The following is a 15,294-nucleotide window of genomic DNA, read 5'->3' on the forward strand; positions in this document are numbered from 1 at the left end:
CATGTAGCAAAGGCTAAACTTAATTTACTTATTTTCATAATTATTAATATTTGTTAATTTATCAGAAAGGCATTATATATTTATAAAATTAACAAGTAAATTTTTTAATAAGTTAAAGTTGTTAATATTCTTGACTTATTGTGAAAATCCCCATAATTTCTTAATAGTAAGTATTAAATAATAAAAAATTTATGAACAAAATCTATCCTTCAGCTGAAGCAGCCCTTGAAGGATTACTTTATGACGGCATGACTATCATGTCGGGCGGATTCGGTCTATGCGGTATCCCTGAAAATCTAATCAATGCTCTACTTAAGAGCAACGTCCAGAATCTCACTATTATTAGCAATAATTGCGGTGTTGATAATTTCGGTCTTGGTTTACTTCTTCAAACTAAACAAATCAAAAAAATGATCTCTTCTTATGTAGGGGAAAATAAAATTTTTGAACAACAATATCTTGATAAAGTATTAGAGCTTGAATTAAATCCACAAGGAACTCTTGCCGAGCGAATTAGAGCTGCTTGTGCTGGGATTCCCGCTTTCTATACTAAAACCGGTATAGGTACGATCGTAGAAGAAAATAAAGAAACTAAAGAATTTAACGGCGAAAAATATATAATGGATACAGCATTACAGGCTGATCTTGCTATTATTAAAGGCTATAAAGCTGATAAAAGCGGTAATGTTATTTATAATAAAACCGCTAGAAACTTCAACGCTGTAATGGCAGGTGCGGCAAAAGTCACCGTTTGCGAAGTAGAAGAAATAGTTGAAGTTGGTGAACTTAATCCTGATGATATTCACACTCCTAATATTTTTGTGCATAGGCTAATAGTCGGTGAAAAATACGAAAAACGCATTGAGCAACTAACAACAAGAGCAAAATAAATGGCTTGGAGCAAAGAACAAATTTATCAAATAACAGCAGAGCTTGAACTTACAGACGGCTTATATGTTAATCTTGGTATAGGTATGCCAACTAACGTGGCAAACTATATCCCTAAAGGCGTAACTATAACGCTTCATAGCGAAAACGGTATGCTTGGGATGGGACCTTTTCCTTATCTAGGTGATGAGGATCCTGACTTAATTAATGCCGGCAAGCAGACTATAACGGCTTTGCCAGAAAGTAGTTATTTTGACAGTAGTTTTTCTTTCGGGATGATTAGAGGTGGGCATATTGATCTGACTATTTTAGGAGCTATGCAAGTTTCAGAAAAAGGCGACCTTGCTAATTGGACTATTCCAGGTAAGATGGTTAAAGGCATGGGCGGAGCTATGGATTTGGTCGCCAACACCAAACGAGTAGTTGTTATAATGGAACATAATGCCAAAGATGGCGGTGCTAAATTATTAAAAGAATGTAACTTTCCGTTAACAGGTGCTAAAGTAGTTAATAGAGTAATTACCGACCTTGGAATTTTTGATATTGATAAAGATAAGATGATACTCTCTAAAAAAGCCGAAGACGTTACTGTTGAAGAAATAAAATCCAAAACAGAAGCTGAATTTGTAGTGAATTTATAGAACGTCCGTTGTTACCCCGTGGCTTGTTGCATGGGTCAGGGAGCGTTTTAGGTGTCATTCCCGCGTAGGCGGGAATCCAGAAAAAATTATAAATACAGCAAATTTTTAAAACTAAAAGCTCGATTTATGCTGGATTCTCGCGGCACCGTCAAGTTAAGTAAATTAGTGTCACAAAGTACTATATTTTTAGATTTCAGACAGCAAGAAGTCTTTGAGTAGCTTCATCCCAAATGGATTTAGCGGACGCAAATGCAATTCTTTGCTCAGATGCTGTTTTAGTATATCTTCCAACATTTACAGCAAATATATTTCTGACTTTTCCCATCAGTGATAATGTACATTGTGCTGAATTAGGATGCTTAAATTTAATCAGTATCTTCTCTTTTCTCCTAGTTGGCTGATGGGCATTCTCAATCCGATTATTTAGTCTTTTATCGGTACGATGCTTAGTCCTAGGACACATATACCTAACTGGTTTAATGTAGCTTTTTAGCTTATCAGTCACAATAACCCTTGGACATGGATAATGACCCAATAATCTTGATAAAAAGCGAATAGCTGATTTCTTGTTACGACGCTTCTGCAGTAATACTTCTAATTCATGTCCCTCAGAGTCAACAGCTCTCCATAATATGAATACTTCACCTTTGATCTTGATATTCATCTCATCCAAATGCCATTTATCAGTTGGCTTTCGCTCTCTCTTACTAATAACATCTTGAAAATAAACTACAAACTTATAACACCAAAACCTTACAGTCTCATGACTTAATATAATACCTCGATAAGCCATCTGCTCTTGAACATCTCGGTAACTATTATTAAAGCGATGATATAACCATACTGTATGGCTAATAATGCTTGCTGGAAAACGATGTCTATTCGGGGCTTGAGTAATATGCATAGCGGTAAAATCTAGGATAAATTGTTACTGCTATTCTATAAATCATTCCCTGTAATTGCTCAATACTTAATTTATACCTCCCTTAACTTGACGGTGCCGTTTTAAGTACTTAGGTTCTTATATCTTTAAAGTGTGATAGGATGGAAATTATAAAGTTATATTAGGAGTATAACGCTTAAATATCAGATTTATCCAGAATACATCCATGATTTTTAAGGTAGTTCAAAAATTGCAAAAAAAAAAAGGAATTTAGTAAACCTAGTATTCTCTAACCTTTCTTTAAATACCAAAAAACTTGATTTTAAGCTATGTTTGACGCTTGATGTGTTATAAAAAAATACCGAGAACTGGAGAATGGTGGGTTTGAGAAGACTTGAACTTCCGACCTCACGCTTATCAGGCGTGTGCTCTAACCAGCTGAGCTACAAACCCATAGTTAATTAATATTTTTGGTGTTTATCTTTTTACCTATTACTTATTAGGTTTTTCTCACACTTGTAACCAAATAGGGCTGAATTAACTATAGAATGCGAAGTTAGGATAAGAAATTATTTTAACTTCGGTAAAACGGTTAAATAATATGGTAAGCTCGCCGGGATTCGAACCCGGGACCCTTTGATTAAAAGTCAAATGCTCTACCAACTGAGCTACGAGCTCTTAAATATATTTATATACTCGCTTTATTTGAAAAATTGGCGACAATGTTATGGTACGAAACTATATTAAGTATACGCTTCGTTCCTCGTCTTATGAACCCCTTGCTCTTTTCCAAATAAAACTTCGTCTATATTACTTTTTAAATTTATACGTTAAAGTTTTATACTTAGTATAATAAATAATATTTAAAATTATGTTTTACTTTATCGCTGAAAAAGGCTAATCTGTCAACAATTATTTTCGGATTTAATTTAAATAAGGTAAATTCATGAAGCATCAAGACGTTGCTATAATCATCCCTTCCCGTCTTAGCTCAACTAGACTTACACGTAAACCTCTACAGCTAATCGGCTCATCTACTTTAATCGAACGTGTATTTAAACAAGTAAATCAAACTAATCTTGAACATATTTATGTTGCGACTGATTCACAGGATATAGCAAGCGTAATTGAAAAGCTCGGAGGGAAAGTTATATTTACCGACAGTGATATTCCAACTGGTACTGATCGTACTTATGAAGCTTTTAAGTTAATTCCAAATAATCATAATATTAATTATATAGTTAATGTGCAAGGTGATATGCCTTTCATTGAACCGGGATCAATTTTAAAAGTAATAGAAGATTTAAAAAATAGCAAATATGATATTGTAACTCCTGTAGTAAAAGTAGAGAAAGATTCAGTAGAAGCTGCAAGTAATGTTACTGTAGCTATTGACTCTCAGGGAAAAGCCATATATTTTTCACGTAGTCTTATTCCAAATGGTGCGGAAGAATTTTTATATCACGTGGGGATGTACGGATTTCGAAAAAGTGCTTTGGAAAAATTTGTGGTTCTTGAACCAACATTTTTAGAGAAAACAGAACGCTTAGAGCAATTACGACTTCTTGAAAATGGCATGGCAATCGGCACATGTTTAGTTAATAATGTCCCTATTTCGGTTGATACACCTGAAGATTTAAGTAAAGCAATAAAATTTTATGAAAAGAATCAATTAGTTTAAAGAATGATGCGTTTTATCTTTATTACAGGCGGAGTAGTTTCATCTTTAGGTAAAGGTCTAACTGCCGCCTCTCTTGCAATGCTTTTGCAAGCAAAAGGTTTTAAAGTTTGTTTACGGAAACTAGATCCTTATTCAAATGTCGACCCTCGAACAATGAATCCTCATCAACATGGTGAAGTATATGTTACCGATGACGGGGCTGAAACTGATCTTGATCTTGGGCATTATGAGCGTTTTACAGGGGTGCCTGCTTGTAAGTTTGATAATATCACAACAGGTGCTGTATACTCAAAACTACTTAAGGAGGAAAGATTAGGAAATTATACCAGTCTTACTGTACAGGTTATTCCACATGTTACAAATATAATAAAAGATTTTATACTTTCTAACACCAAAGGTTTTGATTTTGTACTTTGCGAAATAGGCGGTACAGTAGGTGATATTGAAGGGTTGCCTTTTTTTGAAGCTATAAGACAAATCGGAAATGAATTAAAAAGCAAACAATGTTTATTTATTCATCTAACTTTATTACCATATGTTAAAACTGCTCGTGAGCTAAAAACTAAACCTACTCAACATTCTGTAAAAGAACTCCGCACTATCGGTATTTCGCCGAATATTTTAGTGTGCCGAGCAGAACGCAAAATTGCTAAAAGCGAAATAGAAAAAATAGCTCTATTTTGTAATATAGACTCTGAGTATGTTATTCCGGCAATAGATCAAAAAAATATATATTCAGTACCTCTTGCTTACCATGATTATGGGCTTGACAATAAAGTATTAAAATTTTTTAATCTTACTATTGTACCTTCTAAATTAAATAGATGGCATGAGATAATTGAAAGATTAAAAGAATCTCATTCAAAAGTACGAATCGCTATTATAGCTAAATATCATAAATTAAAAGATGCTTATAAATCAGTAATCGAAGCTCTTGACCATGCTGGCATATATCATAAATATAAAGTTAATTTAGTATGGATAAATGCAGAAAATGTAACTAATAAAAATATTTCTAAAAAATTATTAGGTGTTGACGGAATATTAGTTCCAGGTGGATTTGGTGAGCGAGCAACAGAAGGAAAGATCTTAGCAGTAAATTATGCTCGAACTAATAATATACCTTTTTTTGGCATATGTCTTGGGATGCAGCTTGCTGCTATTGAAATAGCTCGTAATTTAATAGGTTTTAAAGATGCTATAACAGAAGAGTTTAAAACAGCTGGTACAAAAATTATTGAAAGAATAAGCAAAAATGATGAGGATTTTAATCCATCAGATATCACAATAGAAAATGTAAAAAAGACTATGCGTCTTGGTTCTTATACATGTAATTTAGTATCGGATAGTATTACTGCTAATGCATATGGAGAACTTAAAATAAGTGAACGACATCGTCATAGATACAAATTCAACAATGATTTTCAAGATATTTTTGAAAAAAATGGCGTAAAGTTTAGCGGATTTTTAGAAGATAAAAAGATTGTGGAAGTAATTGAATTACCAAAATTATTATGGTTTGTGGGAGTACAATTTCATCCAGAGTTTAAATCAAAACCTTTTGAAGCTCATCCTTTATTTATTGGATTTGTTGAAGCAGCGATTAAATATAACAATATACTATGACTTTATTTAAAAATCTTGACATAATTTTTATTATAGTCTAGGTTGCATTAGAGTTCTTTAACACTCTATAAAATAAGCTCATAGGTAAATTAATGGACGCCGTGAATTCTAACTTCACCTTTTGGAATAGAGCAAGAAATAGTAAATTTAGGCATATAGTTTGGCCGATTAGATCATATGAATTAACCAAATTCATACCTATGGCTTTGTTAATGTTTTTTATTTTGCTTAATCAAAACTTAGTTCGCAGTATTAAGGATAGTTTTGTTGTTACTTTAATTAGTACGGAGGTACTTAGTTTTATCAAGCTTTGGGGTGAAATGCCAATGGGTGTTTTATTCGTCATTCTTTATTCTAAGCTCTGTAATTTAATGACTACAGAGCAGGTTTTTAGAATAATTACCAGTACTTTTTTGCTTTTTTTCGCTATTTTCGGTTTTATTCTATTTCCATATAGAGAATTTTTTCATCCTGATCCTGAATTAGTCAAACATTACATAACATTACTTCCACATTTAAAATGGTTTATAATTATTTGGGGACAATGGAGCTTAGTATTATTCTATATTATGGGCGAGTTATGGCCTGTAATAGTCTTTACTCTCTTATATTGGCAGCTAGCAAATAAAATTACTAAGGTCGAAGAAGCTCCTAGGTTTTACTCATTTTTTACTTTATTTGGACAGACCAATCTACTAATTTCTGGAACAATAATTATCTATTTTGCTAAAAGCGAACATTTCCTATTGCCGTTATTTTCACATTTAAGCGACACCAATGAAATTCTTTTAAAATCTTTTGTTAGCGTTATTTTAGTCTCAGGATTAATTTGTTTAGCTCTGCATAAATTTATCGATAAAAAAATTGTAGAAGCCGATAAAAACATCAAATTTAAAAATCAAAGAACAGATATATTAAAATTAAGCTTAATTGAAAGTACAAAAATAATATTAACTTCTAAATATCTTGGTTTTATTTGTATTCTTTTGATTTCTTATTCGATGAGTATTAGCTTAATTGAAGGGCTATGGATGTCCAAAGTAAAACAACTATATCCTGATACAAAAGATTTTATTTCATATCACGGTAAGGTATTTTTTTGGACAGGTGTACTTACTTTAGTTAGTGCATTTTTAGGAAGCAGTTTAATTAGATTATGCGGTTGGTTCTGGGGAGCAATTATTACACCTATTATGATGTTTGGAGCGGGCGTGATGTTTTTCTCCTTTACAGTGTTCAAAAATCACTTAAAAAATATTATAGATACGCTGGGTTATAGCTCACCGCTTATTGTAATAGTTTTTATTGGCGGTTTGTGGCATGTGCTTGCTAAATCAATAAAATACTCACTTTTTGACGCTACTAAAGAAATGGTGTATATTCCGCTAGATAGCGAAATGAAAACCAAAGGTAAGGCTGCCGTCGATGTTATGGGAACTAAGATTGGTAAATCAATAGGTGCTATTATTCAATTCGTATCCTTTAGCATCTTCCCAAATGCTGTACATAATGATATAGCAGGCTTATTAATGTTCAGTTTTATTATAGTATGTTTAATATGGCTATACGGCGTAAAAATCTTAGCAGAGTACTATAACAAATTGGTAAAACGTTAAAAACATTTTCATTTTGTCACAGTTCTGCCTGCATGGATTAAAAAGCACCATTAGTGTCATCCCGTGGCGGCATTGTTGCGTGGATCGAAAAACGCCCTCGGTGTCATCCCGTGGCTTGACCACGGGATGACAGGGGAAAACGATCCACGCGGGCAATGCCCGCAAAAAATACTAATATCATTAAATCTAAATATTTACTTTAATCTAAAGGGCACCGTCAAGTTAAGTAAATTAGTGTCACAAAGTACTATATTTTTAGATTTCAGACAGCAAGAAGTCTTTGAGTAGCTTCATCCCAAATGGATTTAGCGGACGCAAATGCAATTCTTTGCTCAGATGCTGTTTTAGTATATCTTCCAACATTTACAGCAAATATATTTCTGACTTTTCCCATCAGTGATAATGTACATTGTGCTGAATTAGGATGCTTAAATTTAATCAGTATCTTCTCTTTTCTCCTAGTTGGCTGATGGGCATTCTCAATCCGATTATTTAGTCTTTTATCGGTACGATGCTTAGTCCTAGGACACATATACCTAACTGGTTTAATGTAGCTTTTTAGCTTATCAGTCACAATAACCCTTGGACATGGATAATGACCCAATAATCTTGATAAAAAGCGAATAGCTGATTTCTTGTTACGACGCTTCTGCAGTAATACTTCTAATTCATGTCCCTCAGAGTCAACAGCTCTCCATAATATGAATACTTCACCTTTGATCTTGATATTCATCTCATCCAAATGCCATTTATCAGTTGGCTTTCGCTCTCTCTTACTAATAACATCTTGAAAATAAACTACAAACTTATAACACCAAAACCTTACAGTCTCATGACTTAATATAATACCTCGATAAGCCATCTGCTCTTGAACATCTCGGTAACTATTATTAAAGCGATGATATAACCATACTGTATGGCTAATAATGCTTGCTGGAAAACGATGTCTATTCGGGGCTTGAGTAATATGCATAGCGGTAAAATCTAGGATAAATTGTTACTGCTATTCTATAAATCATTCCCTGTAATTGCTCAATACTTAATTTATACCTCCCTTAACTTGACGGTGCCTTTAATGGTCCCCCGTTTACATCTGTAAGATCTATAGAATTGTTTATTATTTGGCGTCTCATATATTTCTGCATTTCAAAATTGGCTTTTTCGTTGCTAGAAAATCTTTCTTTAAACTCTTTTGGGTAATTATTTACTCTTTCCTGTATTTCTTTAAGATCTTTTTGAGAGGCACCTTTACTTATTGCTTCATCTATGTATTTTTGAAAGGTATCTTTTTTGGTTATAGCACTTTCTTCAGTTTGAGAGGTAATAAGCTTTGTTAACCAAGACTTGGTTTGGAAAGTATCATCTTCTATGTCCAGTGGTTTTTTTGACTCATACATTGCTCGATCAAATATTAAAAAATTATAATCTTCAAAACTTCTTATTCCCGCAGTAACAGCTTCTATACCTTTCTGAGCTTTAGATAAATTTTGATCACTATCTTTTGACATATCAAAATTCCTCATTAAGTTTATTTAATTTAATGTCCCCCTTCGGGGATCAAAAATCCCTCGCCTTTAGGCGAAGGGAAGATATAATGAAATTGCTTTAGCAATGAATTTATATCAAGAAATGAGAAGTTATAGAAAGAATAGTCATAGTCAGTATGATTTAAAAGTGCATCTTATATGGATACCAAAATATAGGAAGAGAATATTGATAGGCAAAGTATCGGAAAGGACTAGAGATTTACTGAGGCAGATTTGTATGGAACATGAAGTACATATAATTTCAGGGAAAATATCATGTGATCACGTACATATGTTTATCTCATATAAGCCGCAAATATCTCTTAGCAAGTTAGTACAGTATTTAAAAGGCATTAGCTCAAGAATTTTATTGCAAGAATTTACTCATTTACGAAAACAATTTTGGGGCAATCATTTGTGGGCTAGGGGCTATATGGCAGTCAGTTCAGGTAATATAACTGATGAAATGATACAGCACTATATTGATGAACAGGAAGGTGAACCTGTGAATGATGATCGATTTCTAATCGATTCCACTTTATAACCCCTCAGCTTATAGCTGAGGGTTGTTTAGTTAAATCATTATTTAATAATACTAACAAGTTAATTAAAATTAATTTAAGTTAAAATATATTATAAATATAAAATTATTACCTAAATGACACTCTTGAATATTGACAATTTACTCAATATATACCAAACTGCGTGGTTTAATGGCTTTTGAAATTAATAATATGACTTTTATAGAAGAATTTATAAATAAAGGATATTTCCACCAATGTACCGATTTAGAGCGGTTAACTAGTATAACAAAAGAAGTTAAGATTGCTGCTTATATCGGTTTTGATTGTACAGCAACATCTTTGCATATCGGTAGTTTAATGCAGATAATGATATTGCGATTACTGCAAAAGCACGGACATAAGCCAATAGTGATTATCGGCGGTGGTACGAGTAAAATTGGTGATCCTTCAGGCAAAGATGAAGCACGTAAAACTATAACTAAAGAAGATATAGCAAAAAATGCTGAAGGTATCAAAAAATCTTTGTCAAAATTTATTAAATTTGGCGATGGTGAAAGCGATGCTATCATGCTCGATAATGCCGAGTGGTTAGATTCAATTTATTATTTAGATTTCCTACGAGATTTCGGCAGCCATTTTTCTGTCAACCGCATGCTAACTATGGATTCAGTGAAGTTAAGACTAGAGCGGGAGCAACATTTAAGCTTTTTGGAGTTTAACTATATGTTGCTGCAAGCCTATGATTTTTATTATTTAAGCAAGCATTATAATTGCAGTCTGCAACTCGGCGGTAGCGATCAATGGGGTAATATCGTAATGGGGGCGGATTTAACTCGCAAGATAAGTAGCAAAGAAGTGTTTGGTATGACAACGCCGTTACTTACAACTGCTTCAGGAGCTAAGATGGGTAAGACGGCTGCGGGTGCTGTATGGCTTAATGAAGATCTGCTAAGCCCTTATGATTATTACCAATATTGGCGTAACTGTGAAGATGCTGACATAGTTAGATTTGCTAAATTATATAGCGAACTAACAAACGAAGAGCTTGTAGTGTTTGAAAATTTAGCAGCTGAAGATATTAATGCCGCTAAAAAGCAACTCGCTTATGAATTGACTAAACTTTGTCATGGAGCGCAAGAAGCCAAGACCGCTTTAGAGACTTCAGTAAAAATATTTGAACAAGGACAAATTGACGAAAATTTAACTACAATAGTCCTAGAGCTGGAAATATTACAAGCAGGCATTACTGCGTTTGAACTATTTCATGAAGCTGGGCTTGCTACCTCTAAATCCGAAGCACGTAAGCTTATAAGAGGAAAAGGAGCTAAGATAAATGATGAATTAGTTGCAGATGAAAATATGGTAATTAATACTACTTTCTTACTTGAAAATAATTTTATTAAACTCTCTGCCGGTAAAAAAAGACATATATTAGTTAAGATTTAGAAAAAGGGCATTCTCGCATAGATTGAGAGTCGTCATTGCGAGGAAATTACGAAGTAATTGACGAAGCAATCTCAGGATATTTAATGAGATTGCCATGCTCCTTACAGTCGCGTAGCTCATGACGATTTGGTATCCACGCAATAAAGCCTATGCAGAAATGATATATGGATCTAGTTAGCAAGCAACTAGATGGCACTTTACATAATTATACTTTCATGTCCCATTAAATGCATCACATCTTCAGCAGTAACTTCAGACAACCCAGAATAGACCATACCCTCAGGCATAGCTAATTTTTTATTTCCAGAAGAAAAAGATATTTTACAAATATCATAACAGCTTGTTATTCTATCATTAACAACCATATCTTCTAATGATTCAACTTTAGTATATGATATATACTTATCCGTCATATCCTGTGTTTTTATATTTGGTTTTTAAAACTTCTAAAAATGTGAATAACTAAACTTATCCTTAAAATTAAATATAATCATATACCCTTTCCTGTTGTTTAATAAAAAGTTAATTATTTAATATAATGTCAATTTTTTAATTAATAATCAACTATAATTTGGAAAAATATTTCCAAACTTAATAATAATTATATCAATAATTAACAATAATTATATAAATTGCAAAAATACAATATATTTTCTATTAAAGTTTAAATTCAATTATTAATTTATTTTGATAAGGCGATAAATAATCTTAATATAAAATTTTATTTAAAAACAATTAATAGTTATGAAAGATAAACCAAATGAAGCCTGGGAAGTTACAGGAGTTGATACACTTAGCAAGGCAAAAGATTTAAGTAATGAAAAAACAGATACAGAAATTCCTACTATTATTAAAAATTCAGAAAATTCCGCTAGAACAACTGCTGAACATATAATACTAACAGGTACAAATGATTTAACAAGTGTAGACAGCTTACCAGCAACGCGTATGGCTAAATATGCCTCTCTTGCTATTATAAATACTAATTTACAGATAGAAAAAGAAGCAGATTTAAAACCTACTTTTGAAAAATTACATCCCTACATATTAGAATATAGTAACAGCAAGGAATTTGAAGAAAAGGTAAATAAGGTAAATCTAAACTCAAAATCTCAAGCCGAAGCTTTAGCTTCTAAAGTTATTAATAATACCGATACAACAACATTAAATAAAGAAGAACTAGACGCAAAAAATTTATATGAAACTATAAAAACAAATTATTCCAAATTACCTAAAGAACCACACTCAAAATCACCAGAACAATATTTGGAAAAAATATTATTTGATAAAACTAGAATGAAAGCTTTAGAAGATACAATAATATCTGATCTGGAACCAAAATTAGTAAAAGAAGCAGAAAGTCAAGGATTTAAAAAATTAACTGAACATAAAAGATAGAACTACTTATTGTTTTTATGGGGCACCGGCATCTGGAAAAGGGACATCTGTAGCAATGCGTAGATCAGAAGCAATCAAGGAAAGAAAAAATTGGGCTGATATAGTAAAAATTAACACTGATAGTCATAGAGATTTTATAGATGATAGCTCACCTACTAGTAAAATTGAGAATAGATCAGCTCTTAATCATGCAGAAGCAGGATTTATTTCTAATATGTCATATCGTTTATATGAGAAAAAAGTTAACGACAATAAAGCTCCTGATATGCTAGTTGATACTATAATGCCTAATCAATATATACTTGATATGGCAGTTAAAAATGGAGGAAAAACTTTAATTGATGTTATCTCAATTCCGACAGAAAAATGTGTAGAAAGAGCATATGAACGAGGAAAAGAAGAACAAAGATTTGTACCAACTGATTATATTATCAATGCAAATATTAATGTCCCAAAGAATTTTCATGATATTATGTCTAAGAATATTGGAAAAGATATTGAATATAAAATAGTAGACAATGATGTGGAAAGAGGTAAAAAACCGATATTAATAGAACAAGGTAATCTTAAAGAAAAAACAGTAGAGATACACGATAAAACTAGGTTAGATGAATTTTTACGTAAACAAAACTTAAATCCTAAAGCACAAAACCCACAGGAATTATATAGCGAAGATTATCATAAAAAAACTCCGACTTATAAATTTAATGATAGTAATTTAGGTATAAAAGTAAGCTATACAAAAGTTACAGATGAAACTCAAATGATTGGATCACAGTTAGGGAATCAATTACAATCTAATAACTCTAATCCATTGCCAAATACTAATAAAAATGTTATAATAAAGAAAAATAATCAAATAGGTAGGTAATAATATGTCCAAGAAACCAAACAATAAAGATAACGGCTTTTTATCACCTGAAGAACTTGCTTTTGCTGAAGAATATGATAAGCATCATGATAATACTGTTGTACATACTAATGATGATGCACAAGCGTGGGCAAAAAAATTGTTAGGTGAGTCTAATAACGAGTCAATCATAATTTTTGTGTAAATTGTTAAAATCGAGGGTGTCAGGAAGTTTGTGTAAGTTGTAAAAATAGTTAAGAATAAAAATAACATAAACAACTTACATGGAGCTAATATGAAGAACAATAACAAAGTATCAAATCCAGCTATAGAAAAATTAGTATCAGAAATACTATCACAAAGTGATCCATCTGAAATATTTGGTAAAGAAGGGATATTTCAGGGAATTAAAAAGCAGATAGTAAATAAGATTTTAGAGAAATAAATGGAATCTCATATAGGTTATGAGAAACATTCTAAAAATGAGAAATACTCAGATAACAGACGTAATGGTAATTATGAAAAGACTCTAATAGATCCAGAAGGTCGTAAATTAACAGTAGAAGTGCCAAGGGATCGGGATGGAGAATTTGAACCTCAACTAATTCCAAAAGGAGTGCGTAAATTTGAAGGATTTGATGATAAAGTAATATCCTTATATGCTCGGGGAATGACCATTAGGGAAATACAAGGGCACTTAGAAGAACTATATGCCACCAAGGTATCATCTGAGTTAATATCAAAGGTAACTGATGGTATTTTAGAGGAAGTAACTGCTTGGCAGAATAGAGCACTTGATAATGTATATCCTATAATGTACTTAGATTGTATTCATGTTAAGGCAAGAGATAATCATGTAATAATAAATAAAGCGGTTTATCTAGCTATTGGAGTGAATATGGAGGGCAAGAAAGAGCTATTAGGAATTTGGATAGGCAAGAATGAAGGGTGTAAATTTTGGATGCAGGTAGTAACAGAACTGAAGAATCGAGGAGTTGCACAAATATATGTTGCATGTGTTGATGGTCTTAAGGGTTTTCCAGAGGCGATAAATAGCATTTTTCCAAAGACGATAGTGCAGTTGTGTATTGTTCATATGGTAAGAAATTCTGTAAAATACGTATCATACAAAGATCTAAAAGCGGTAACAGCTGATTTAAAAGCAGTTTATTCTGCAATAAATGAAGCAGAGGGATTAAGAGAATTACAAAACTTTGCCAAAAAATGGGATGAAAAATATCCAGTTATTTTTGACATATGGCAACGAAATTGGTCTGACATAGCTCCATTTTTTAGCTTTCCGGAAGACATTAGGAAGGCGATTTACACTACTAATGCTATTGAATCCACTAACCGTCAAATTCGTAAAATTATTAAAAATAAAGGAGTATTTCCAGATGACAAATCGATTCAGAAAATAATCTTTTTGGCGTTGACAAATGCCTCTAAAAAATGGACAATGCCTATTAAGAATTGGGCGATGGCTTTAAATCAATTTGCTATACTTTGTGATACTAATTTACAAAATTGGGCAAATGGAGAAATCGTACTTACACAAAAAATCTGACAGACCCTAAAAATCATTTTCTAAATAGTATCTCAAATTGATTCAAAGCAAGAGACCATTCTTTAATAGGCATTGTCCACTTTTTTGCAGCATGTTTAAGAGCTAAGTAGACAATTTTTGTGATAGATTTATCATCTGGGAAAACCCCTGTATTTTTGATAATTTTACGGATTTGTCTATTTACCGATTCTATCGTACTGGTAGTATAGATTACCTTTCTAATCTCTTTAGGGAACGCAAAGAAAGGTACTATACCACTCCAATTACGTATCCATATATCAGAAATAACTGGGTATTTACTATCCCATTTTTTAGCAAACTCTTCTAATGCTAAATTAGCCATATTCTCATTATTTGCTGTATAGATTTGTTTTAAGTCAGCTGCTACTTCTTTAAGATTTTTGTAAGAAACGTACTTTAAAGAATTACGTACCATATGTACTATACAAAGTTGTACTATGGTATTTGGGAAAACACTGTTTATTGCATCTCTAAAACCTTTAAGACCGTCAACACATGCTACATAAATTTGTTCTACACCTCGGTTCTTTAATTCGCTTACAACCTGCATCCAAAACTTTGAACCCTCATTCTTGCTAATCCAAATACCCAAAAGCTCTTTCTTGCCTTCTATCACGGGATGACAGG

14 protein-coding genes, 2 tRNA genes and 2 pseudogenes are annotated in these 15,294 nt (G+C 32.4%); 11 read left to right on the plus strand and 7 right to left on the minus strand.

The features are described 5' to 3' along the window. The first annotated feature begins 191 nt into the window (after positions 1-191). Both BA173_RS07370 and BA173_RS07375 read left to right on the plus strand, forming a co-directional pair. A complete protein-coding gene (locus BA173_RS07370; RefSeq protein WP_068042149.1) occupies positions 192-890 on the plus strand; it encodes a CoA transferase subunit A in 699 nt (232 codons plus the stop codon). Continuing rightward, positions 891-1,529 carry a 3-oxoacid CoA-transferase subunit B gene (locus BA173_RS07375; RefSeq protein WP_016948303.1) on the plus strand — a complete coding sequence of 213 codons (639 nt, stop codon included), beginning with the start codon at positions 891-893 and terminating at the stop codon, positions 1,527-1,529. A 193-nt stretch (positions 1,530-1,722) separates the two neighbouring features. Here BA173_RS07375 and BA173_RS07380 read toward each other — a convergent pair whose 3' ends face one another. From BA173_RS07380 to BA173_RS07390, 3 genes are all read right to left on the minus strand, one after another. Then, complete coding sequence (locus BA173_RS07380) at positions 1,723-2,433, minus strand: IS6 family transposase (protein WP_095568327.1); 711 nt, start codon at positions 2,431-2,433, stop codon at positions 1,723-1,725. Positions 2,434-2,788: 355 nt separating this feature from the next. After that, positions 2,789-2,865: transfer RNA gene (locus BA173_RS07385), tRNA-Ile, on the minus strand. 149 nt (positions 2,866-3,014) lie between these two features. Beyond that, positions 3,015-3,090 (minus strand) — tRNA-Lys (locus BA173_RS07390). Positions 3,091-3,358: 268 nt separating this feature from the next. On the opposite strand from BA173_RS07390, the gene BA173_RS07395 reads away from it, so the two are divergent. The 3 genes from BA173_RS07395 (at position 3,359) to tlc2 (ending at position 7,335) form a co-directional block, all read left to right on the plus strand. Beyond that, positions 3,359-4,093: a 3-deoxy-manno-octulosonate cytidylyltransferase gene (locus BA173_RS07395; RefSeq protein WP_016948304.1), complete on the plus strand. Its 735-nt coding sequence runs from the start codon at positions 3,359-3,361 to the stop codon at positions 4,091-4,093. Positions 4,094-4,096: 3 nt separating this feature from the next. Then, complete coding sequence (locus BA173_RS07400; RefSeq protein WP_016948305.1) at positions 4,097-5,719, plus strand: CTP synthase; 1,623 nt, start codon at positions 4,097-4,099, stop codon at positions 5,717-5,719. Positions 5,720-5,811: 92 nt separating this feature from the next. Further along, positions 5,812-7,335: a nucleotide exchange transporter Tlc2 gene (tlc2, locus tag BA173_RS07405; RefSeq protein ID WP_016948306.1), complete on the plus strand. Its 1,524-nt coding sequence runs from the start codon at positions 5,812-5,814 to the stop codon at positions 7,333-7,335. Between the two features lie 262 nt (positions 7,336-7,597). Here the strand turns inward: tlc2 and BA173_RS07410 are convergent, their stop codons facing one another. Then, positions 7,598-8,308 carry an IS6 family transposase gene (locus BA173_RS07410; RefSeq protein ID WP_095568327.1) on the minus strand — a complete coding sequence of 237 codons (711 nt, stop codon included), beginning with the start codon at positions 8,306-8,308 and terminating at the stop codon, positions 7,598-7,600. 82 nt (positions 8,309-8,390) lie between these two features. Continuing rightward, positions 8,391-8,843 (minus strand): hypothetical protein, encoded by a 453-nt coding sequence (locus BA173_RS07415; RefSeq protein ID WP_016948307.1) that lies wholly within the window; start codon positions 8,841-8,843, stop codon positions 8,391-8,393. Between the two features lie 121 nt (positions 8,844-8,964). Here BA173_RS07415 and tnpA point away from each other — a divergent pair, with 121 nt between their 5' ends. Beyond that, positions 8,965-9,405 carry an IS200/IS605 family transposase gene (gene tnpA, locus BA173_RS07425; protein ID WP_095568239.1) on the plus strand — a complete coding sequence of 147 codons (441 nt, stop codon included), beginning with the start codon at positions 8,965-8,967 and terminating at the stop codon, positions 9,403-9,405. 190 nt (positions 9,406-9,595) lie between these two features. Continuing rightward, positions 9,596-10,831: a tyrosine--tRNA ligase gene (tyrS, locus tag BA173_RS07430; RefSeq protein WP_068042026.1), complete on the plus strand. Its 1,236-nt coding sequence runs from the start codon at positions 9,596-9,598 to the stop codon at positions 10,829-10,831. A gap of 197 nt (positions 10,832-11,028) precedes the next feature. Here the strand turns inward: tyrS and BA173_RS07435 are convergent, their stop codons facing one another. Next, complete coding sequence (locus tag BA173_RS07435; RefSeq protein WP_016948309.1) at positions 11,029-11,244, minus strand: hypothetical protein; 216 nt, start codon at positions 11,242-11,244, stop codon at positions 11,029-11,031. 331 nt (positions 11,245-11,575) lie between these two features. Here BA173_RS07435 and BA173_RS08715 point away from each other — a divergent pair, with 331 nt between their 5' ends. The 4 genes and pseudogenes from BA173_RS08715 (at position 11,576) to BA173_RS08725 (ending at position 14,646) form a co-directional block, all read left to right on the plus strand. Next, complete coding sequence (locus BA173_RS08715; RefSeq protein WP_232505936.1) at positions 11,576-12,229, plus strand: hypothetical protein; 654 nt, start codon at positions 11,576-11,578, stop codon at positions 12,227-12,229. Positions 12,230-12,284: 55 nt separating this feature from the next. Next, a complete protein-coding gene (locus BA173_RS08720) occupies positions 12,285-13,100 on the plus strand; it encodes a hypothetical protein (protein ID WP_232505937.1) in 816 nt (271 codons plus the stop codon). 4 nt (positions 13,101-13,104) lie between these two features. Continuing rightward, positions 13,105-13,284: a hypothetical protein gene (locus tag BA173_RS07445; protein WP_016948311.1), complete on the plus strand. Its 180-nt coding sequence runs from the start codon at positions 13,105-13,107 to the stop codon at positions 13,282-13,284. Positions 13,285-13,374: 90 nt separating this feature from the next. Then, positions 13,375-14,646: pseudogene (locus tag BA173_RS08725) on the plus strand (IS256 family transposase). Positions 14,647-14,659: 13 nt separating this feature from the next. On the opposite strand, the pseudogene BA173_RS07455 reads toward BA173_RS08725, so the two are convergent. Further along, positions 14,660-15,280: pseudogene (locus BA173_RS07455) on the minus strand (IS256 family transposase); the annotation flags it as partial. Positions 15,281-15,294 lie beyond the last annotated feature (14 nt).

Origin of the sequence: Rickettsia sp. MEAM1 (Bemisia tabaci) (assembly GCF_002285905.1) — a bacterium.
Lineage (GTDB): Bacteria > Pseudomonadota > Alphaproteobacteria > Rickettsiales > Rickettsiaceae > Rickettsia.